This window comes from Shewanella sediminis HAW-EB3 (genome assembly GCF_000018025.1).
GTDB lineage: Bacteria > Pseudomonadota > Gammaproteobacteria > Enterobacterales > Shewanellaceae > Shewanella > Shewanella sediminis.
In genome coordinates, this window is the sequence record NC_009831.1 from 504,935 (window position 1) to 526,473 (window position 21,539).

Consider the following 21,539-nt stretch of genomic DNA (forward strand, 5'->3'; position numbering starts at 1 on the left):
CGATTGTATTCTATGGATCTGGCTTTTCATTCCAGTTCCCCCAGCTATTCCTTCATGAAACTCGCTATATTTCTCCTTATTCCCTGCTCTTAGGCTTGGCTCATTTTAGTTGCCAGGCCGATATTCGTTATTACCGATATCAATATGAAGAGTGTAAACCTGATTGGACAACAGCTTTGATCGTATAAGTTTCAGCATCGGACCTATTGAACCGCTTTAATTGATTGGTTTTCAACCGTTAATGTGATCGGTGAATACATGACGTGACTGATGCGTATGAGGGCTAAATCAGCATCAGTCGCGCTTTACTTGTGCCGGTTGTGGGTAACCCTGTGCGCAACTGGTGCGCAAGCTGTTCTTAAGTGCCAATTTGATAAAAACACCCATATATCAGTAATTAGCGCTTGTGCTCTGCCTAAAACTCCCTATAATTCGCTCCCACTGACACGGCACAGCAGGCCAACTAAGCTAATGACTTGAGATTAGAAATAGTCGAAAGGTTAGATAGGACGGGACTTGCAGCAGTGTTAGAGATTAGATTTTCAATAGAAACTCTAATCAGGTGAAAAGCGGTTTAAGCGGTTCATTGATGTGCCTTACATACGAGAGTGTATAAGAAATCATCGCTTGAAAAACTTCTTAAAATAAGCGCTTGACGCCAACCACGGAGCGTGTAGAATACGCCTCCTCAAGCCAACGACCTAGCGTCTAACGGCAGCATCTGAAAGATTGATGCTAGCGCTCTTTAACAAATTGAAACAAGAAATCTGTGTGGACACTCACAGGTGTTGAGTTATTCGAAACTACTTCTCACGAAGTAGTCAAAAATTTTACTCAATGTAAGATGAGTGTTCATAGCAATATGTACAAACGTTTTTAAGATTCTTCCGAGTCTTTTAAACGAAATCAGAATTCATTGAGCCGGTTCTTAGGAACCAACAAAACTTTAATTGAAGAGTTTGATCATGGCTCAGATTGAACGCTGGCGGCAGGCCTAACACATGCAAGTCGAGCGGAAACGGAGGTAGCTTGCTATCAGACGTCGAGCGGCGGACGGGTGAGTAATGCCTAGATATCTGCCTAGTCGTGGGGGATAACAGTTGGAAACGACTGCTAATACCGCATACGCCCTACGGGGGAAAGGAGGGGACCTTCGGGCCTTTCGCGATTAGATGAGTCTAGGTGGGATTAGCTAGTAGGTGAGGTAATGGCTCACCTAGGCGACGATCCCTAGCTGTTCTGAGAGGATGATCAGCCACACTGGGACTGAGACACGGCCCAGACTCCTACGGGAGGCAGCAGTGGGGAATATTGCACAATGGGCGAAAGCCTGATGCAGCCATGCCGCGTGTGTGAAGAAGGCCTTCGGGTTGTAAAGCACTTTCAGCGAGGAGGAAAGGTAGGTAGTTAATAACTGCTTGCTGTGACGTTACTCGCAGAAGAAGCACCGGCTAACTTCGTGCCAGCAGCCGCGGTAATACGAGGGGTGCAAGCGTTAATCGGAATTACTGGGCGTAAAGCGTACGCAGGCGGTTTGTTAAGCCAGATGTGAAAGCCCCGGGCTCAACCTGGGAATTGCATTTGGAACTGGCAAACTAGAGTCTTGTAGAGGGGGGTAGAATTTCAGGTGTAGCGGTGAAATGCGTAGAGATCTGAAGGAATACCGGTGGCGAAGGCGGCCCCCTGGACAAAGACTGACGCTCATGTACGAAAGCGTGGGGAGCAAACAGGATTAGATACCCTGGTAGTCCACGCCGTAAACGATGTCTACTCGGAGTTTGGTAACTTAGTTACTGGGCTCCCAAGCTAACGCATTAAGTAGACCGCCTGGGGAGTACGGCCGCAAGGTTAAAACTCAAATGAATTGACGGGGGCCCGCACAAGCGGTGGAGCATGTGGTTTAATTCGATGCAACGCGAAGAACCTTACCTACTCTTGACATCCAGAGAATTCGCTAGAGATAGCTTAGTGCCTTCGGGAGCTCTGAGACAGGTGCTGCATGGCTGTCGTCAGCTCGTGTTGTGAAATGTTGGGTTAAGTCCCGCAACGAGCGCAACCCTTATCCTTATTTGCCAGCACGTAATGGTGGGAACTTTAGGGAGACTGCCGGTGATAAACCGGAGGAAGGTGGGGACGACGTCAAGTCATCATGGCCCTTACGAGTAGGGCTACACACGTGCTACAATGGTCGGTACAGAGGGTCGCAAAGCCGCGAGGTGGAGCTAATCCCACAAAGCCGGTCGTAGTCCGGATCGGAGTCTGCAACTCGACTCCGTGAAGTCGGAATCGCTAGTAATCGTAGATCAGAATGCTACGGTGAATACGTTCCCGGGCCTTGTACACACCGCCCGTCACACCATGGGAGTGGGCTGCACCAGAAGTAGATAGCTTAACCTTTCGGGGAGGGCGTTTACCACGGTGTGGTTCATGACTGGGGTGAAGTCGTAACAAGGTAGCCCTAGGGGAACCTGGGGCTGGATCACCTCCTTACCTATACGACTAACTTAATGTTTGTTGAGTGTTCACACAGATAACTTGTTCTTGTTAGAGCGAGTGGCATACCTAGACGGTAATGCTTGTTCTTTAAAAATTTGGAAAGCTGATAGTGTTAATGTGAAAGGGACTATTGTGGAAGATATCTCGTAAGGGATAACAACTGTTTTAGTTAATAGCATTAATGCGAAAATAAATAATTGAGTTCTCAAACACTTAAAATCAAGTGCCCGAACGATTTACCTTAATTGGTAATGAGTTCATGAGTATTCTTTTGGCGAAAGTAAACACCATTAGTTGCAATGCAACACAGATGAAACTCATTTGGGTTGTATGGTTAAGTGACTAAGCGTATACGGTGGATGCCTTGGCAGTCAGAGGCGATGAAGGACGTAGTAACTTGCGAAAAGCGTTGGCGAGCTAGTAACAAGCATTTGAGCTAACGATGTCCGAATGGGGAAACCCACTCACATAAGTGAGTATCACATACTGAATACATAGGTATGTGAGGCAAACCCGGGGAACTGAAACATCTAAGTACCCGGAGGAAAAGAAATCAACCGAGATTCCCCTAGTAGCGGCGAGCGAACGGGGATTAGCCCTTAAGCGTAGAGGGTGTTAGTGGAATGTGTTGGAAAGCACAGCGGCACAGGGTGATAGCCCCGTACATGAAAACTAACTTTACGTGAAAACGAGTAGGACGGGACACGTGACATCTTGTCTGAACATGGGGGGACCATCCTCCAAGGCTAAATACTCCTGACTGACCGATAGTGAACCAGTACCGTGAGGGAAAGGCGAAAAGAACCCCTGTGAGGGGAGTGAAATAGAACCTGAAACCGTATACGTACAAGCAGTGGGAGCGGTTCTTGAGACCGTGACTGCGTACCTTTTGTATAATGGGTCAGCGACTTACATTTTGTAGCGAGGTTAAGCGAATAGCGGAGCCGTAGGGAAACCGAGTGTTAACTGCGCGTTTAGTTGCAAGGTGTAGACCCGAAACCCGGTGATCTATCCATGGGCAGGTTGAAGGTTGAGTAACATCAACTGGAGGACCGAACCGACTTATGTTGAAAAATGAGCGGATGACTTGTGGATGGGGGTGAAAGGCCAATCAAACCGGGAGATATCTGGTTCTCCTCGAAAGCTATTTAGGTAGCGCCTCGTACGAATACCATTGGGGGTAGAGCACTGTTAAGGCTAGGGGGTCATCCCGACTTACCAACCCTTTGCAAACTCCGAATACCAATGAGTACTATACGGGAGACACACGGCGGGTGCTAACGTCCGTCGTGAAAAGGGAAACAACCCAGACCATCAGCTAAGGTCCCAAAGTTATTGCTAAGTGGGAAACGATGTGGGAAGGCTTAGACAGCTAGGATGTTGGCTTAGAAGCAGCCATCATTTAAAGAAAGCGTAATAGCTCACTAGTCGAGTCGGCCTGCGCGGAAGATTTAACGGGGCTAAGCAATACACCGAAGCTATGGGTTTGCTAGTTTACTAGCAAGCGGTAGAGGAGCGTTCTGTAAGCCGTTGAAGGTGAAGGGGTAACCCACACTGGAGGTATCAGAAGTGCGAATGCTGACATGAGTAACGATAAAGGGAGTGAAAAACTCCCTCGCCGAAAGACCAAGGGTTCCTGTCCAATGTTAATCAGGGCAGGGTGAGTCGACCCCTAAGGCGAGGCCGAAAGGCGTAGTCGATGGGAAACGGGTTAATATTCCCGTACTTCTGCTAACTGCGATGGAGAGACGGAGAAGGCTAGGCTAGCGCGGCGTTGGTTGTCCGCGTTTAAGACTGTAGGCTGTTCACTTAGGCAAATCCGGGTGAACATTAAGGCTGAGAGTTGATGACGAGGTCCTAAGGGACTGAAGTAGTTGATGCCATGCTTCCAGGAAAATCTTCTAAGCTTCAGGTTAGCAGGAATCGTACCCCAAACCGACACAGGTGGTTGGGTAGAGAATACCAAGGCGCTTGAGAGAACTCGGCTGAAGGAACTAGGCAAAATGGTACCGTAACTTCGGGAGAAGGTACGCTCCCGACGGTGATGAGACTTGCTCTCTAAGCTGTTGGGAGTCGCAGATACCAGGTGGCTGCAACTGTTTATCAAAAACACAGTACTGTGCAAACTCGCAAGAGGAAGTATACGGTATGACGCCTGCCCGGTGCCGGAAGGTTAATTGATTGGGTTATCTTCGGAGAAGCTCATGATCGAAGCCCCGGTAAACGGCGGCCGTAACTATAACGGTCCTAAGGTAGCGAAATTCCTTGTCGGGTAAGTTCCGACCTGCACGAATGGCGTAATGATGGCCACGCTGTCTCCAGCCGAGACTCAGTGAAGTTGAAATTGCGGTGAAGATGCCGTATACCCGCGGCTAGACGGAAAGACCCCGTGCACCTTTACTATAGCTTGGCACTGAACATTGAACCTACATGTGTAGGATAGGTGGGAGACTTTGAAGATGGGACGCTAGTTCTGTTGGAGTCAACCTTGAAATACCACCCTTGTAGCTTTGATGTTCTAACTCAGGTCCCTGAATCGGGATTGAGGACAGTGCCTGGTGGGTAGTTTGACTGGGGCGGTCTCCTCCCAAAGAGTAACGGAGGAGCACGAAGGTTGGCTAAGTACGGTCGGACATCGTACGGTTAGTGCAATGGCATAAGCCAGCTTAACTGCGAGACATACACGTCGAGCAGGTACGAAAGTAGGTCATAGTGATCCGGTGGTTCTGAATGGAAGGGCCATCGCTCAACGGATAAAAGGTACGCCGGGGATAACAGGCTGATACCGCCCAAGAGTTCATATCGACGGCGGTGTTTGGCACCTCGATGTCGGCTCATCACATCCTGGGGCTGAAGTCGGTCCCAAGGGTATGGCTGTTCGCCATTTAAAGTGGTACGCGAGCTGGGTTCAGAACGTCGTGAGACAGTTCGGTCCCTATCTGCCGTGGGCGTTGGATGATTGAAGGAAGCTGCTCCTAGTACGAGAGGACCGGAGTGGACGAACCGCTGGTGTTCGGGTTGTTATGCCAATAGCATTGCCCGGTAGCTACGTTCGGAATCGATAACCGCTGAAAGCATCTAAGCGGGAAGCGAGTCCTAAGATGAGTCATCCCTAGGAATTTAATTCCTCTAAAGAGCCGTTCGAGACTAGGACGTTGATAGGCAGGGTGTGTAAGCGTTGTGAGGCGTTGAGCTAACCTGTACTAATGACTCGTGAGGCTTAACCATACAACCCGTATGGGTTTTGTATGAAGCTAGTGTGATTACTTCAAAAGAATACAGTACTTGATTTTAGTGTGACTCAACTTATTTAAGAGCTATTTAGAAGATTCTAGATAGACAGCTTTCTAAATTTTACCAAATTAGTCTGGAAACCATAGCATTGTGGCCCCACCTGATCCCATCCCGAACTCAGAAGTGAAACGCAATCGCGCCGATGGTAGTGTGGGGTCTCCCCATGTGAGAGTAGGTCATTTCCAGGCGCCTAATTAAGTGAAGAAGCCACCTGAATAAGGTGGCTTTTTTGCGTTTGGGCTTTTAAAAAATATCAAAGTTTATGTCTCGAACTTACCTGTATTGAAATCAGGTGGCTTATCCACTTAAGCACGTACGTGCAATGCCTACTCCCGACGTCGACCCGCCGCTGAGCGGGACCTCCCGCTACGAATCACAGATTCTCCGCGTTCAATTATGGCTAAATACTGCGTATTTATAGCGCCATAATTTCACCCCCATGTGTCCACTTCGTGGACTACGAGAGTAGGTCATTTCCAGGCGCCTAATAAACGAGAAAGCCCATTGCTAACGCAATGGGCTTTTTTCGTTTTTAGTCTGGACTCTTTGCTAGAAGAAGTGACCACTCGAACATGGGGAAATAGATAGCGCATGCGCAGCATGCTTCATCTCCATGTGGAGTAGGGTGAAATAGGCGTTGTTGGCGAAGCGTAGCTTTGCGCCTATTGAACGCGGAGGGTTTACCCGCAGCTGACCATTTCCAGGCGCCTAATTTCTCGTAAAAAGAGTCGATAAATCCCCAGCACTTCGTGTTGGGGATTTTTTCGTTTAACGGCTTTTTGAAATGACCACTCGAACATGGGGAAGTAAATAGCGCATGCGAAGCATGCATCTTATCCATGTGATAGTAGGGGGAAGCCCCTGTGCTTATCAAACGAAGTTTGATGCTGGAGCTGAACGCGGAGAGCTTTGCTCGAAGCTGGGCATTGAAGGCGCCTTTGTTGCAGGTTACAAAAGCACTTCCCACGATTCAATTCCGCCGCTGAGCGGGACCTCCCGCTACGAATCCAGGATTCTCCGCGTTCAATGATGGCTAAATACTGCGTATTTATAGCGCCATAATTTCACCCCCATGTGTCCACTTCGTGGACTACGAGAGTAGGTCATTTCCAGGCGCCTAATAACGATAAAGCCCGTTGCTCACGCAACGGGCTTTTTTCGTTTTTAGTCTGGACTCTTTGCTACAAGAAATGACCACTCGAACATGGGGAAAGTGTAGGACCGGCTTTAGCCGGGAATAGCTCATTTATAATATAAGCATCGCGGCTGAAGCGCGCTCCTACATAAAGGGGGTATTTCCGCCATCAGATGTTTAGGATTAAAAATGCCTTGATGGCATGGATGCCAGAAAAAGGCTATGAGACTCGCAGGGAAGCCCTCGATTTCGAATGGGGTAAACGTGGAGAGTTGCTGGCACCTACGATAGCGGCTAACTGTATTATGTAACCCATAGCAACCTCGTGTCGTCATTCGTTCCTGTAGTGAAGATGTTTCGGCTATTTGAACTAGATGTCGCCCCAAGAATTAAGTCATGCTCTGTAACGCCTTCCTTAATGGAAATTTGCGTTTTACAGAGCTAGGACATCTTAGATAACTGATATTTGGTTGGAATGAGGAAGAGCCTAAGTCATTTTGGAATTAGGCTCTGAAGTGACTTAAAGAGACTGTAGTTTGTCGATTATTGGAGTGTTAGCTTCAGGGAAATCATACTCTCCTAATTTATCTACATTTGCCCATAACACCTGCTGTCCTTCCAGCCCTTCAGCAAGACCTGAATAGCCATTTACCGTATGGATGTCTAAGAGTACTTCTTTGTCAGGATAATCATGTGAGATCGTCATTAAGGGGCTTGTAGCAATGACGATAAGGTTTACCTCTTCTCTAAGCTCTCTAATCAATGCTTGTGAACCAGTCTCACCGCTTTCAACCTTGCCTCCAGGAAACTCCCACTTGCCACCTTGGTGTAAGTGAGACGGTCGTTTGGCTAACAATACCTGATTTTGATTGTTAAGGACTACGCCTACGGCGACATGTATCCGCTTCATTGATTATTGATCCTTAAAGAAGTCAGCTTCATCGTAGCCTAAGCCATCTAGGGTTTCAGGATCAAATTCGGACTTAACTGGAATTGCATGCTTTTCTGAGGCCCAATCTCCCAAGTCAATAAGTTTACATCTATCGCTACAGAAAGGCTTAAATTTAGACTCGCTGTTCCAAATGACTTCTTTTTGGCAGGTTGGACATTTCACTGTTGTTGTCATGTTTAGTTCTCTTGAACCGGTTTCGTGACTTGTTAGAAACAGATCACGTTATATAGTAGATATGACAATAATACTGATTTTAAGAACAGGTGGCTAATTTGAATTCTATGCTTCTATCAGAATGTTTCTGTTGGTCAAATTGTACAAAATGGATGGCGTAACGATTTTTATGACCGCTGATTGTAGGATAGCATCCTTGTTGGGAGTCTAGTTTGACTCTGATTAAGGATAAGGCTTGATTGCTGTTTCCTTGAAAAAAACCAGCTGTGGCTACTGCATTGCTATATTCGGTGGTTTGTCTGGTTAGGTCCAGCAGTAACTTAATGGGGACGAGCAAGGCGGTAAAATGACCAATCCACTCAGAGTATTCATACTGGCGAATGTCCCATGGTTTTGCAAGCCAGTAGTGGAGTTGAGGAAGGTCAAAGTTACAGCAAGCGCCCGGCATATTAAATCTTTGGCGTAATGCAGCAAGAAAGCGATTGAGTTTAAGCTGGCTTCCTGGCCTCTCACAAACACTTAGGGCTTCTCTTGCATCCGCAAGTTTGGACAAGTAAATACTAACTTGCCTAGAGTCAATATGAGGTAGGTTTTGCCAGTTAGAGAGTTGAAGGATCTGTTTATCAATATCTTTTAATACTTCGCCACGATAATCACAGCGTTCGGTTAATTCGCACAGAGAAAAAAGTGGATAGAAACATCTATGCTGATGATCATGAGCTAAATTTGTTTGTAGTTGCTGTTCTAGATATTCTAGTCGCAAATAGCTTCTTGTTTTTTCATTTAAAGGCTGTTCATAAATTAGTTCAGTCATGGCGTTTTTTAAGTATTATTGGCTAATTTCAAATAATTATTATGTAGTGTAATGACCTTCCCTTTTAGTGCCGATATCTTTCCATGATTGTCTATGACATCATCAGCCTTCGATAGTCTTTCAGCTCTGGGAGCCTGACTATCTATTATGTTTTTAATTTGTTCTGAAGAAACAGAATCTCTATCAATTGTTCTGTCCAATTGCTGTTCAGGTGAAATATCAACCAGAAGAGATAAGTTTACTAACCTATCTAAACCATTCTCAAATAGCAAGGGAGCAACCAAAATAGCGTAGGGTGAAGTGGTGGATTCAATACATTTTAGTATCTTACTCCTGATCATGGGGTGCATCAGATCGTTTAGCCATTGTCGTTCATCGGGCTGACTAAAAATGAGCTCTCTGAGTGTGGCCCTATTTAGGCTTTTATCCTTGTTTAGTATTGTGTTTCCAAAGTGAGCACTAATCTCATTTAGCCCTTTGGATCCAACCTCGACCACCTCTCGAGCAATAATATCTGCATCGACAAGCTCAACGCCTAACTCGGCGAACATATTGGCAACGGTTGTTTTCCCGCTACCAATACCGCCCGTCAGGCCAACTATAAACTTTGACATTGATCTGTTCCTACTTACCGTTTATCTATCAAAGGCTGTTATTCGTTACAGTGTAGAAAGGTACCAGTTTGTAATATCGGAGCCCCAGATCATGGCGATCCAACCTGCTGCTGCTATATATGGGCCGAAAGGAATTGGGTTAGTTTTATTTATCTTCTTGGTTACTATCAAGCCTATACCGACTATTGCGCCAACCAGCGATGATAATAAAATAATGAGTGGTAACATCTGCCAACCAAACCAGGCTCCGAAAACGGCTAATAGTTTAAAATCACCATATCCCATGCCTTCCTTACCCGTTAAAAGCTTAAAGGCCCAGAAGACACTCCAGAGGCTTAAATAGCCAGCCGCAGCACCGATCATTGCATCGGTCGGTGACGCAAAGGTACCATTCAGATTTATCAGTAAGCCAAGCCAGAGTAGAGGAAGGGTGAGCTGATCTGGCAGTAACATTTCATCCAGATCAATACCTGTTAGGGCTATTAAAACAAATGTCAGTACCGTCGCAAAAATGAATTCCCAGCCAGGCCCGAAATGATATGCAAGCAATGCTACAGCCAGCCCGGTGAGGAGCTCGATAATTGGATATCTGGGCGAAATACTGGTACCACACGCCGCACATTTTCCTTTCAGCATCAGCCAACCGACAATCGGTAGGTTGTGCCATGGTTTGATGTTTGTTTTACACTTCGGGCATGCAGAAGCAGGAACGACTAAATTGTATCTCTCGGGGTAGTCATCGATGGGATTGTTAAGTTGCTCCGAAATGGGCGCTATCAGCTTTTCGTGGTATTCGTTCAAATACTGATTACACTCTTGCTGCCATTCACGCTTTAACATGACGGGGAAGCGGTGTATTACCACATTAAGAAAACTGCCTATGACAGCCGAAAAAATAAAACTGATAATACTGAAGAGCCAAAGGTTCTGGCTCAATATGGAGATAAATTCTGACATTAATATTTATTCTTTTAATGCTAAATGGTTATTTGGACTGAGTTAAAAAGTTATTTAGATTGAGTTAATGAGCTAGCCTACCACATTACCCATTTGGAAGATTGGTAGATACATGCCGACAATCAGGCCGCCAACGAGTGTGCCGATGACAACCATCATGATAGGCTCAATTAAGCTGGAAAGGCCATCGACGGCATCATCGACCTGCATCTCATAGATGTTAGCGACTTTATTGAGCATCTCATCGAGTCCGCCAGACTCTTCACCGATCATTACCATCTGGATCAGCATGTCAGGAAACAGACCTGTTGTGCGCATAGCAACATTCATCTGCATACCTGCCATCACTTCTTGGCGCACTTTAAGTAGAGCGCTTCGATAAACATAGTTACCTGAAGCTCCCGCAGAGGATTCTAAGCCGTCAATTAGCGGAACTCCCGCTGCGAAAGTTGTTGAGAGAGTTCTAGCAAAGCGAGCCATAGCACCTTTATCGAGTATATCGCCTATAGCAGGGATTTTTAATACAAATTCATCGACCCTGTTCCTAAAGCTCTGTGAGTGTAGATGAGCGCGTTTGAAGCTGAATACTGCAATAATTATCGCTATAACAAAAATATACCAAGAGGCTTGCAACCATCGAGAAATATCAACAATCATCTGCGTAAAGGCAGGTAATTCCGCGCCAAAGCCTTGAAAGATCTCTTCAAACTGAGGCACAACAAAAAGTAAAAGTAGGGCGGTCACCGCTATCGCAACCACTACAACTGCAGCGGGGTAAAACATGGCTTTCTTGATTTTTGACTTTAACGCCTCGGCTTTCTCTCGGTAGGTGGCAATGCGATCAAATACGGCATCGAGTGAGCCAGAATGTTCACCCGCTGCAACCAAATCGACATATAGATCATCGAAATATTGTCTATGGGGTTTGAGTGAATCAGAAAGGGGGATACCTGATTGGACATCACCTACAATCGTCGCTAGTAACTCTCGCATTTTAGGCTTTTCATGGCCACGACCCAGTAATTCTAGCGTTGTGACAATCGGAACACCTGCTGAGAGCATGGTGGCAACCTGCCTGGTCATCATAGCAATGTCCATGGCTGTAATTTTCTTTTCACTCTTGAAGAGTGAGTTTGCTTTTTTACGGACAGCTTTTGGTTTAACGCCTTGGAGTTTTAGCTGACTCTTTATCTCTATTGCGGAGGTTCCTCTTAACTCGCCAGAGGTTTTTTTTCCATCGCGATTAACTCCCTTCCACTCGAAGGTGAAAACCTTAGGTTGGGCTTTAGCACTCTTTTTCTTTGATTTTTTTGCTTTGCCTGCTGTCGCCGTTGCCATAGCCTTTCTTCCTTCGATTTGCTTCTAATGCACTAACTAAACAAATTTAGCCACTTTTAGGTTGATTAAAAACTGGTTACACGATTTATCTCTGCAATGCTGGTAACACCTTGAATGACTTTTAATAACCCGGAACCCCTGAGATCTCTCATCCCCTGCTCTTTTGCCTGGTTGGCTATTTGTAAGGAGTTACCTCCCTCCATAATAGTACGGGCTATCTCATCTGACATTCTCATCACTTCATAGATACCGACACGGCCTTTATAACCACCTGAGCAGAGATCGCAGCCTATTGGCTTATAGACTGTGATGCCAGCTTCGATATGAGTTGGATTAAACCCCAGTTTTTCCAATTCGTGTTTGGGCACCTCTTCAGGTTGTTTACACTCTGGACATAAACGACGAGCCAGACGTTGGGCGATAATCAGGTTGACCGAGCTGGCAATATTGTACCCGGGCACGCCCATATTAATGAGACGAGTGAGAGTCTCTGCCGCCGAGTTAGTATGCAGTGTCGAGAGCACTAAGTGACCGGTTTGTGCCGCCTTAATGGCTATTTCGGCTGTCTCTAAGTCTCGGATCTCACCCACCATGACGACATCGGGATCTTGACGGAGGAACGAACGCAGGGCCGATGCGAAGGTGAGTCCGGCTTTTAGATTGATATGTACCTGATTGACACCTTCTAAGTTTATCTCTACCGGATCCTCTGCCGTTGAGATATTACGCTCTTCGGTGTTAAGGATGTTGAGTCCGGTGTAGAGAGATACCGTCTTACCCGAACCCGTTGGGCCAGTCACTAAGATCATGCCTTGTGGTTTTGCCAGCATCTCCTCGTAAAGCTCTCGCTGATCATCCTCGTAACCCAGCTTCTCGATGCCTAGTTGAGCAGAGGATGAGTCCAGGATACGCATTACGATCTTCTCCCCCCAAATTGTTGGCAGCGTACTGACACGAAAATCGATTGATTTGGTGCGAGATAGCTTCATCTTTATGCGGCCATCTTGGGGGACGCGGCGCTCGGCGATATCCAGCTTTGACATCACCTTGAGGCGAGCCGAAATACGGTTAGAGAGATTTACCGGAGGCTCTGATACTTCGTGTAAGATGCCATCGATGCGAAAGCGAATTCGATATCGTTTCTCATAGGGCTCGAAATGAAGATCCGATGCGCCTTTTCGTATCGCATCGGTCAAAATTTTATTGATATAGATAACGATCGGGGCATCATCGGAGCTGTCACCATTCTGATCGTCATCGCGTTTACTGGTGTCCTCTATCTCTATGCCAGCTAAAGAGTCTTCATCTATGTCGCCGATATCGAGGGCCGAAATGTCCTCTTCGAGTACCTTTTCCAGAGCCTTGGTTAACTTGTCGTCTTCAACCAAAATGGCTTCGGCGTGCAGGCCTGCGCTAAATTGAAAATCCTCCAGTGCTGCGATATTGGTCGGATCTGAGGTGCCAATATAGAGGCGGTTGCCACGCTTAAAAAGTGGCAGGCACTTGTGTTTTTCAATTAGCTTTTTGTTGAGAAAGTTTTCCGGGATACTGGCAATATCAAATTCATCGAGATCCAGCAGTGGAGTACCGTACTCTTCATAGCATAACTCGGCAATTTCTCGCCCTGAGATAAGCTTTTCTGAGATTATGGTTGAAACTAGAGGTCGCTTCGATTGACGAGATTTGGCTATCGCCGATGCTATCTGCTCTTCGCTGAGCAGTTGTTTGCGAATGAAAAGGGTTGATAATCCTAAGTGTAACCCAGTCGTTGGCACGTAAGTTAGACCTCAAAATAGAAAGATAAGAAGGCCATTAGCCCTCTTATCTTTGATTATCTGGATAACAAATTAAGGCGCTGTACAGCCTTTAATTGCAACGGCGTTAGCGCCGGATAGCACACAACCCCACTCAATACTGCCAGGAGTTGACGCAATATCAGGAGTTAAGGTAATAATAACAGTACCAGCTTCGTTCTGAGTCGCTAATATGCCATCGGCGGCAGCACAGTAAGGGATACCATCACCATTAGAATCAGTACAACCTATGCTACCATCAATTGAGTATACCTCTGATACTTTAGTTTTTGAACCTGCTAGCGTACCAACACCAGCTGATGCATCAGCTTTAGCTACATAATCTTTATAAGCAGGTAGTGCAATTGCGGCGAGAATACCGATGATTGCAACAACGATCATTAATTCAATAAGGGTGAAACCCTTAGCGTTTTTCATACTCTTGTTCAAGTTAAGACCTTTCATTTTCAATCTCCAAGTGGCACCGCTTACTTTAGTTTAGTCTATGTTACTTAGCCGTGTTGCTCCTGCGCTAGCTAATCTGTCCTTAATTAATCTTGTTACTAAATTCTTTGATGCTTTTTGTTTCAGTTAAGCTCAAAGAGGTGGTAACTAAATTTGTAATCACAGCTAATCTAAAATCTGCCTATACTGCCATTATGCTAAGTGTTAAAAGTTTGTTGTGCTGTCCATTGTCGTTTCGGCAAACCGCACCTTGTGATCTCCTCCTGCTCTCAACTAAAGAACTCTTCGCTATTCACGATTCACTATTCGCTTTTGTTTAAGTTTTGTTAGCTTCGACAGGTTGAGCGTCTACCTAATGGTGAGGTTGGCCGAAATGGCCATCTCGCCTAAGTCCAAAGTTAGTACAAAGTTAATGGAAATGGAACTACAAATTACAACAAAGTACTAATTTGACGATGAATTCATCTAATGGATGTTGTTTTATGTTAAAAAGTTCTAACATTTTTTTGGCTGTGTATCGAAATCTGGCACTTTGGTGGGGAGTGTCAATTTTTGGGCGTTTTCAGAATCGAAAATCCTGTCTATTTTTCAGGCAACCGCTTTTTGCTTTGTATGAATGTAGCGCAGTTGTTTTTTGACCAGGTGTAGTATGAAGCATGAGTGTGAGTAGAGTTAGGCGTTTCGCACCGCTTACGATGCGAAATACCATTCACTATTTATCTATTGCTTGTTAGCTATTTGTTAACCGTTTACTAGGTGTTTTTTAGCCTAAGTGATAGATCGAGCGCCCTAACGTGTTTGGTCAAGGCTCCAACAGAGATGTAATCGACACCTGTTTTAGCGTAGTTGGCAATGGTATCCAGTGTCACGTCGCCGGAGACTTCCAGCTTGGTTTTACTCGCCGTCTTATCTGCATTTAATTGATCAAAAAACTGATTATTTAGCTCGACAGCTTCCAGCATCATGGTGACATCGAAGTTATCTAACATGACGATGTCAGATCTGGCTTCCAGTGCCTGTTGAAGCTCTTGAATGCTCTCTACTTCAACTTCTACCGGCTTATCGGGATGCAGGGCTCTGGCTGCTGAGATAGCTTTTGAAATACTGCCACAGGCCATAATGTGGTTTTCTTTAATGAGAAAAGCGTCAAACAGCCCTATACGATGATTCTTACCGCCTCCACAGGTAACGGCATATTTTTGTGCCGTGCGAAGGCCGGGAATGGTTTTACGTGTATCGAGCAGTTTAGTGTGAGTGTCGGCAATTTTATCTATGTAATGCTTGGTGTGAGTCGCAACGCCAGAAAGCGTCTGGATGAAATTCATCGCAGTGCGCTCGCCTGTGAGTATGGCTCTTGCTGGTCCCGAGAGTTCACACAATAGTTGATTCGGTACAAGGAGGTCACCATCGTCAACATGCCAATGAAGCGCGACCTCACCACCCAGTTGATTGAATACCTGCTCTGCCCAGGCTTTACCGCAAAATACGCCCTCTTCGCGGGTAATCAATGTCGCCTGAGCGTATCTATCGGCCGGTATCAGTTGGGCTGTAATGTCTGAGTTGGCCTTATCTCGTCCTGAGACAGCTGCATTATCTTGATAACCTAAGTCTTCTTCGAGTGCGGTTTTGACTGATAACCGAATGTCATTTTCCAACATACTTGGTGTCCTTAATCGACGATAACTGATGAACAGATGTTGTTAAGTATAAATTTAGCTGTTTGATATAATTATAATAACAAATTTGTTTTCTAAAGTAGAGAATAAGGAAAGTTGAAACCTCTGGCTCGCAGAGCTAGCTCCCTGAGTTATATGATATTCATTTCGGGACCTCTCTAAGTTATTTTTGTGGCTTGGTTCAGTTATTCAGTTTTTTCGGTGAAGCTTAGAATCACTAAATCAGCCGCTTCTCAGCTGTATAGCTTACTGATAGAGTGTATATATTATTGTAAACACCCCATTAAGAGCTGAGATATCCTTGTTATGTCCTCACACATAAAAACTTCTCCCCCGGTAACAGCGCAAGAGCGCTCCCCTACGGATAATGATATTTGTCTGGAAAAGCGCTGTGCCGATGGGTGGATAAATGATGCCAGGCGGTGTGAGTCCCCGCATTTTAACCACCGCCCGTTGAATGAGGTTAGCTTGTTGGTTATACATAACATCAGCCTTCCTGCTGGCTGTTTCGGTGAATCTTATATAGACCAATTGTTTAAGGGGTGTCTGGATGTCAGTGCTGACGCCAGCTTTATCGACCTTAAGGGGCTTGAGGTGTCTGCTCACTTCCTTATTCGGCGAGATGGCGAATTAGTACAATATGTGTCATGTGGTGATCGTGCCTGGCATGCCGGGGTATCCAGCTATGGCTCTCGAGAAGGGTGTAATGATTTTGCAATTGGTATTGAACTGGAAGGGACCGATACTCTGGCCTATACCGAGCAGCAGTACCGGGAGTTGAAAATACTAACCCTTGCCTTGTTCGACGCATATCCTATGCTAAATATTGATAGAGTCGTGGGTCATTGTGATATTGCGCCTGGCCGTAAAACAGATCCCGGTGAAAGCTTTGATTGGCAACGATTTAAAAAAGATTTAAGTTAAAACGTTGAACATAATAGATTAGATATTGGCAAAGAGATAGTGGTTAAACAGCGCTTGGTATATAGTGAACTCTTGTCTAAGTTATGAACGTTAATTGAAGAGTTTTAAGCTAGCCCCACCTCACGAAAGGATACTTTAAATGGCATTATTTTCTTTATTAGTGGCTATTATTGTCGAGCGGTTGAAGCTTTTGCCGAAAAGTTGGCAGCTCGAGTCATTCTTAAGCGTTTATTCTAATAGTCTCTTTGGTGAGAAGCAGCTTAATTCTGAAGTAATGATGGCTTTGGCTCTGGTGTTACCCGCTGTCGCTGTTCAAGTTGCCACGTGGGCCGTTGCCGGCCTATTTTGGGGCGCGTTAAGCCTATTGCTCTGGGTCGCAGTTTCAATACTCTGTTTCAGTCACCTAAAGCAGAGACAGACGTTTAAACGCTATATGCAAGCCGCGTGTCGGGGAGACTCCCAAGCCTGTTATCACTTTGCCGAAGAGCTGGATTGTAACAGGTCGATTGAAGCTGTTTCCGAAGGGGACTTAGGCGCTAAGGTTGGCCAAAGTGTCGCTTGGTTAAATTACCGCTTCTATGGTGCTGTTGCTCTCTTTCTCATTTTTTTTGGACCCGCAGGAGCCGTTTTCTATTGCACCGTTCGATACTTCTCAGACGAAAATCATCAAAAGTTACTCGAGCAACCCTTGGTTGGACAGGTACTCACACTGCTGGACTGGCTTCCAAGTCGGGTGTTTGCATTTGGATATGTACTTAGTGGCCAGTTTTCACAGGCCTTTGCAAGCTGGAGAGAGTTCGGTTTTAGTTTAAAATATGGTGCCAGAGAGGTCGTGACTCAGGTTGCTCTGGCTGCCGAGCCTAGTCCCGAACCATCTGCTAAGCCAATTTGCGTGCAGGCTACCTTAGCGCTGCTACAATTGAGCAAGCGTAACTTTATTCTTCTGCTTACCACTCTGTCTTTATTGACCATATTTGGGGTCGTGGCTTAGAGAGTCTACAGCTTAATGAGTTTAAGCTTTTGTTTCAGTTAAGCAGGAGCCATCTAACCTCTTAGTTACTTTGGACTAGGGGGGAGCTCATTTTATATCTGATAAAAATCCTAAGGGATGCTGACAGTTTACTGAGGAGTTTAATTTCCTGATAATATTTTTCATTGAACATTTTGCATCATCGTCTTCACTAAGAGTAACAGTCTTGTAGTTAAGCATATGAAAATTAAAGTTCAGTGATAATGGTCAGACCCCTTTGATTGTTTTTTTCGGTATGCTCACAGTTCGCGAGCATATATGAGATGGATCACAAGCTGGACATTCAAAATGTGATTTGATAAAGTGCGCTCAGTCGACTAAATTGGTAAGACCAATTTACAATAGGAGCTGAGGGCCATATGGCTTATAGCAAAATAAACCAGCCAAAAATTTCTGACGTCATCATGGGACAGTTAGAACAGATGATCCTGGAAGGAAGTCTCCAGCCTGGTCAGAAACTACCCCCTGAACGCGAACTTGCACTGCAGTTCGAAGTTTCCCGTCCCTCATTACGAGAAGCCATTCAAAAGCTTGAAGCCAAAGGTCTACTCTTGCGTCGTCAAGGTGGTGGCACCTATGTCAAAGAGCAGCTTTGGCAGAGCCTGGCAGATCCTATCGTCGAGTTGATGCATAGTGACTCCGAGAGTCAGTATGATCTACTCGAGTTTCGTCATGCTACCGAAGGCATGATGGCATATTTTGCGGCGCTACGTGGTACCGACGCCGATATGCAGAATATCAAGCGCACGATTATGGAAGTTGATGCTGCATCTGAAATTGAGCAGCAAGCGGAAGCTATTGTAAAATTCTACCGTGCGGTCGCCGAAGCCTCTCATAACGTGGCTATGCTACACCTTGTCTTAAGTTTAGCCCCTGTGCTGCATAAAAACGTGGCACAGAACCTGGAGCTTCTGAACCGAAGAGAGGAAGCCTCCAAAATGGCCAACGATCATAGGCTGGCCCTGCTTGCCGCCATCGTTCGCCGAGATCCCGAAGCAGCTAGAGAAGCCTCTAATGAACACTTAAGTTACATTGAGGAAGTCATGCTGTCTGTTAGGGAAGAAGATAGCCGGTTGCAGCGTAGTCTGCGCCGTTTAAAAAGCGGTGTGTAAAGCCTCGGGCTTCACACCAGAAAATACTCTGAAAATGACAATTTTCATGATGACTATTATTACTACGTATGGGGAAGGACTGCGAAATGTCTGAACATATGCTACAAGACTTAGATCCATTAGAGACCCAAGAGTGGGTCGATTCTCTGCAGGCAGTACTCGAGCAAGAGGGTCCTGAACGCGCACATTACCTTCTTGAAAAGCTTATCGACAAAGCACGTCGTAATGGTACACATCTGCCTTATAAAGCGACTACAGCTTATTTGAATACGATTCCGGCTGGCCAAGAGCCTCATGTGCCTGGCAACCAGGAGATGGAGCGTCGAATTCGCGCCATCGTTCGTTGGAATGCATTGGCTATGGTTCTTCGTGGTTCTAAGAAAGATCTTGAACTAGGTGGCCATATCTCTAGTTTCGCTTCAAGCGCCACGATATACGATGTCTGCTTCAACCACTTCTTCCGCGGTCCAAATGAAAAAGATGGCGGCGATCTAGTTTACTTCCAAGGCCATATTGCTCCCGGTATTTATTCACGTTCTTTCCTTGAAGGACGTTTGACTGAAGATCAGATGAACAGCTTCCGTCAAGAAGTCGATGGTAAAGGTCTGCCTTCATACCCACATCCTAAGTTAATGCCTGACTACTGGCAGTTCCCAACGGTATCTATGGGTCTGGGTCCTATCCAGGCTATCTATCAAGCTCGTTTCCTTAAGTACCTTACCGACCGTGGTCTTAAAGATTGTTCAGAGCAAACCGTTTACTGTTTCCTTGGTGACGGTGAGTGTGATGAGCCAGAGACTCTAGGTGCTATCGGTCTTGCTGCGCGTGAAGAGCTGGATAACTTAGTCTTCATCGTTAACTGTAATCTACAGCGTCTTGACGGCCCTGTACGTGGTAACGGCAAAATCATTCAAGAGCTTGAAGGCGAATTCCGTGGCGCAGGCTGGGAAGCGGTTAAAGTGATCTGGGGTCGTTACTGGGATCCATTATTGGCTCGTGACACCAGCGGTAAACTACTGCAGTTGATGGAAGAGACGGTCGATGGTGAATACCAGAACTGTAAGGCCAAAGGCGGTGCATATACTCGTGAGCATTTCTTCGGTAAATACCCGGAAACTGCCGAGATGGTTGCTAACATGTCAGACGATGACATCTGGCGCCTGAACCGTGGTGGCCACGATCCTGTTAAGATTTTTGCTGCGCTTCAGCATGCTAAAGACACTAAAGGTCGTCCAACAGTTATTCTTGCTAAAACCGTAAAAGGTTACGGTATGGGTGACGCGGGTGAAGGTAAAAACATCGCTCACAACGTGAAGAAGATGGGTGTTGAATCACTTAAGTACTTCCGCGATCGTTTCAATATCCCGATCTCAGATGATCAGTTAGAAGATATTCCTTTCTACCACCCAGGTGCAGACTCGGAAGAGGTTAAATACCTCAAGGCGCGTCGTGCTGAACTACATGGTGCCATGCCTGCACGTCGTGAGAAGTTCTCTGAAGAGCTTGAAGTACCATCATTGAAGATTTTCGATTCGGTACTGAAAGGTTCAAATGGCCGTGAGATCTCAAGCACAATGGCATTCGTGCGTATTTTGACTGCACTGCTAAAAGACAAGAAGATTGGTAAGCAAATTGTACCGATTATACCTGACGAAGCCCGTACCTTTGGTATGGAAGGCCTATTCCGCCAAGTGGGTATTTACGCTCACGAAGGTCAAAAGTATGTCCCACAAGATTCAGATCAAGTGGCTTACTACCGCGAAGACAAGAGCGGTCAAGTATTGCAAGAAGGTATTAACGAGCTAGGTGCAATGTCATCTTGGGTCGCAGCGGCAACCAGTTACTCTGTTAACGACACGCCAATGATCCCGTTCTATATCTACTATTCAATGTTTGGCTTCCAACGTATCGGCGACATGGCTTGGGCTGCAGGTGATATGCGTGCGCGTGGCTTCATGGTCGGTGGAACATCGGGTCGTACAACCTTGAATGGTGAAGGTCTACAGCATCAGGATGGTCACAGTCATGTATTGGCTAATACTATTCCAAGCTGCGTCTCTTATGATCCCACTTACGGATATGAGATCGCTGTCGTGGTTCAGGATGGTATTCGTCGCATGTATGGTGAGCAGCAAGAAGATATCTTCTACTACTTAACCACTATGAACGAAAACTACGAACAACCAGCTATGCCAGAGGGTGCCGAAGAGGGTATCGTCAAAGGTATCTATAAGCTGGAGACCGTTGAAGGTTCGGGTAAAGGTAAAGTTCAGTTAATGGGTTGTGGCACCATTCTTGAGCAAGTACGTAAAGCGGCTCAGGCTTTGGCTAAAGACTTCGGTATCTCTGCAGATGTATTCAGTGTGACCAGTTTCAACGAGTTAACTCGTGATGGTCAGGCTGCAGAGCGTTATAACATGTTACATCCAACGGAAACGCCACAAGAGGCTTACATCAGTCAAGTCATCTCCAGTGAGTCTCCAGCCATCGTCGCTACCGATTATATGAAGATATACGGCGAGCAGCTTCGCGCGTACATACCTACAGATTATAAAGTGTTAGGTACCGATGGTTTCGGTCGTAGCGATAGCCGTGAAAACTTACGTCACCACTTTGAGGTTGATGCGAAATTTATCGTGATTGCATCACTTAAGTCACTTGTTGACCGTAATGAACTGCCTGTTGATGTGCTAACAAAAGCCATTAGCGAGTACGGTATCGATGTTGACAAGATCAACCCGCAGTACGCGTAAGAGGGAAGTAAA

General features: G+C 45.8%; 14 protein-coding genes and 3 rRNA genes. 8 read left to right on the top strand and 9 right to left on the bottom strand.

Annotated elements, in window-relative coordinates; genetic code table 11:
* Nucleotides 1-947 precede the first annotated feature (947 nt).
* The 4 genes from SSED_RS02205 (at nt 948) to SSED_RS24755 (ending at nt 7,236) form a co-directional block, all read left to right on the top strand.
* Nucleotides 948-2,490: ribosomal RNA gene (locus SSED_RS02205) — 16S ribosomal RNA — on the top strand.
* A 338-nt stretch (nt 2,491-2,828) separates the two neighbouring features.
* Nucleotides 2,829-5,724: ribosomal RNA gene (locus SSED_RS02210) — 23S ribosomal RNA — on the top strand.
* A gap of 138 nt (nt 5,725-5,862) precedes the next feature.
* Nucleotides 5,863-5,978 (top strand): 5S ribosomal RNA (rrf, locus tag SSED_RS02215).
* Together the 16S, 23S and 5S rRNA genes form the textbook arrangement of a ribosomal RNA operon.
* 1,120 nt (nt 5,979-7,098) lie before the next feature.
* Complete coding sequence (locus SSED_RS24755; protein WP_190273185.1) at nt 7,099-7,236, top strand: hypothetical protein; 138 nt, start codon at nt 7,099-7,101, stop codon at nt 7,234-7,236.
* 209 nt (nt 7,237-7,445) lie between these two features.
* Here the strand turns inward: SSED_RS24755 and mutT are convergent, their stop codons facing one another.
* The 9 genes from mutT to nadC all read right to left on the bottom strand — a co-directional run bounded on the left by mutT (nt 7,446) and on the right by nadC (nt 15,690).
* Nucleotides 7,446-7,835, bottom strand: a complete 390-nt coding sequence (gene mutT / locus SSED_RS02220; protein ID WP_012140769.1) for an 8-oxo-dGTP diphosphatase MutT — start codon at nt 7,833-7,835, stop codon at nt 7,446-7,448.
* 3 nt (nt 7,836-7,838) lie between these two features.
* Nucleotides 7,839-8,051, bottom strand: a complete 213-nt coding sequence (gene yacG, locus SSED_RS02225) for a DNA gyrase inhibitor YacG (protein WP_012140770.1) — start codon at nt 8,049-8,051, stop codon at nt 7,839-7,841.
* Between the two features lie 79 nt (nt 8,052-8,130).
* A complete protein-coding gene (zapD, locus tag SSED_RS02230) occupies nt 8,131-8,865 on the bottom strand; it encodes a cell division protein ZapD (protein ID WP_012140771.1) in 735 nt (244 codons plus the stop codon).
* Between the two features lie 8 nt (nt 8,866-8,873).
* Nucleotides 8,874-9,479, bottom strand: coding sequence for a dephospho-CoA kinase (coaE, locus tag SSED_RS02235; protein WP_012140772.1), 606 nt, complete (start codon nt 9,477-9,479; stop codon nt 8,874-8,876).
* 45 nt (nt 9,480-9,524) lie between these two features.
* A complete protein-coding gene (locus SSED_RS02240; RefSeq protein WP_012140773.1) occupies nt 9,525-10,436 on the bottom strand; it encodes a prepilin peptidase in 912 nt (303 codons plus the stop codon).
* Between the two features lie 72 nt (nt 10,437-10,508).
* Nucleotides 10,509-11,774 (bottom strand): type II secretion system F family protein, encoded by a 1,266-nt coding sequence (locus tag SSED_RS02245; protein WP_012140774.1) that lies wholly within the window; start codon nt 11,772-11,774, stop codon nt 10,509-10,511.
* A 65-nt stretch (nt 11,775-11,839) separates the two neighbouring features.
* Nucleotides 11,840-13,549, bottom strand: coding sequence for a type IV-A pilus assembly ATPase PilB (pilB, locus tag SSED_RS02250; protein WP_012140775.1), 1,710 nt, complete (start codon nt 13,547-13,549; stop codon nt 11,840-11,842).
* A 72-nt stretch (nt 13,550-13,621) separates the two neighbouring features.
* Nucleotides 13,622-14,032, bottom strand: coding sequence for a pilin (locus tag SSED_RS02255; protein ID WP_012140776.1), 411 nt, complete (start codon nt 14,030-14,032; stop codon nt 13,622-13,624).
* A gap of 752 nt (nt 14,033-14,784) precedes the next feature.
* Nucleotides 14,785-15,690, bottom strand: coding sequence for a carboxylating nicotinate-nucleotide diphosphorylase (gene nadC, locus SSED_RS02260; protein ID WP_012140777.1), 906 nt, complete (start codon nt 15,688-15,690; stop codon nt 14,785-14,787).
* Nucleotides 15,691-16,014: 324 nt separating this feature from the next.
* Here nadC and ampD point away from each other — a divergent pair, with 324 nt between their 5' ends.
* The 4 genes from ampD to aceE all read left to right on the top strand — a co-directional run bounded on the left by ampD (nt 16,015) and on the right by aceE (nt 21,527).
* Nucleotides 16,015-16,632 (top strand): 1,6-anhydro-N-acetylmuramyl-L-alanine amidase AmpD, encoded by a 618-nt coding sequence (gene ampD / locus SSED_RS02265; RefSeq protein ID WP_012140778.1) that lies wholly within the window; start codon nt 16,015-16,017, stop codon nt 16,630-16,632.
* A 139-nt stretch (nt 16,633-16,771) separates the two neighbouring features.
* On the top strand, nt 16,772-17,623 hold the full coding sequence (gene ampE, locus SSED_RS02270) for a beta-lactamase regulator AmpE (RefSeq protein ID WP_012140779.1): 852 nt from the start codon (nt 16,772-16,774) through the stop codon (nt 17,621-17,623).
* A 398-nt stretch (nt 17,624-18,021) separates the two neighbouring features.
* Entirely contained in the window at nt 18,022-18,774 is a 753-nt protein-coding gene (gene pdhR / locus SSED_RS02275; protein ID WP_012140780.1) for a pyruvate dehydrogenase complex transcriptional repressor PdhR, read from the top strand.
* 86 nt (nt 18,775-18,860) lie between these two features.
* On the top strand, nt 18,861-21,527 hold the full coding sequence (aceE, locus tag SSED_RS02280) for a pyruvate dehydrogenase (acetyl-transferring), homodimeric type (RefSeq protein WP_012140781.1): 2,667 nt from the start codon (nt 18,861-18,863) through the stop codon (nt 21,525-21,527).
* Nucleotides 21,528-21,539 lie beyond the last annotated feature (12 nt).

Excerpts from the sequence above, each read along its gene's own strand:
- SSED_RS24755 (WP_190273185.1), top strand. The coding sequence starts at position 7,099 with ATGTTTAGGATTAAAAATGCCTTGATGGCATGGATGCCAGAAAAAGGC.
- mutT (WP_012140769.1), bottom strand. The coding sequence starts at position 7,835 with ATGAAGCGGATACATGTCGCCGTAGGCGTAGTCCTTAACAATCAAAAT.
- yacG (WP_012140770.1), bottom strand. The coding sequence starts at position 8,051 with ATGACAACAACAGTGAAATGTCCAACCTGCCAAAAAGAAGTCATTTGG.
- zapD (WP_012140771.1), bottom strand. The coding sequence starts at position 8,865 with ATGACTGAACTAATTTATGAACAGCCTTTAAATGAAAAAACAAGAAGC.
- coaE (WP_012140772.1), bottom strand. The coding sequence starts at position 9,479 with ATGTCAAAGTTTATAGTTGGCCTGACGGGCGGTATTGGTAGCGGGAAA.
- SSED_RS02240 (WP_012140773.1), bottom strand. The coding sequence starts at position 10,436 with ATGTCAGAATTTATCTCCATATTGAGCCAGAACCTTTGGCTCTTCAGT.
- SSED_RS02245 (WP_012140774.1), bottom strand. The coding sequence starts at position 11,774 with ATGGCAACGGCGACAGCAGGCAAAGCAAAAAAATCAAAGAAAAAGAGT.
- SSED_RS02255 (WP_012140776.1), bottom strand. The coding sequence starts at position 14,032 with ATGAAAGGTCTTAACTTGAACAAGAGTATGAAAAACGCTAAGGGTTTC.
- nadC (WP_012140777.1), bottom strand. The coding sequence starts at position 15,690 with ATGTTGGAAAATGACATTCGGTTATCAGTCAAAACCGCACTCGAAGAA.
- ampD (WP_012140778.1), top strand. The coding sequence starts at position 16,015 with ATGTCCTCACACATAAAAACTTCTCCCCCGGTAACAGCGCAAGAGCGC.
- ampE (WP_012140779.1), top strand. The coding sequence starts at position 16,772 with ATGGCATTATTTTCTTTATTAGTGGCTATTATTGTCGAGCGGTTGAAG.
- pdhR (WP_012140780.1), top strand. The coding sequence starts at position 18,022 with ATGGCTTATAGCAAAATAAACCAGCCAAAAATTTCTGACGTCATCATG.
- aceE (WP_012140781.1), top strand. The coding sequence starts at position 18,861 with ATGTCTGAACATATGCTACAAGACTTAGATCCATTAGAGACCCAAGAG.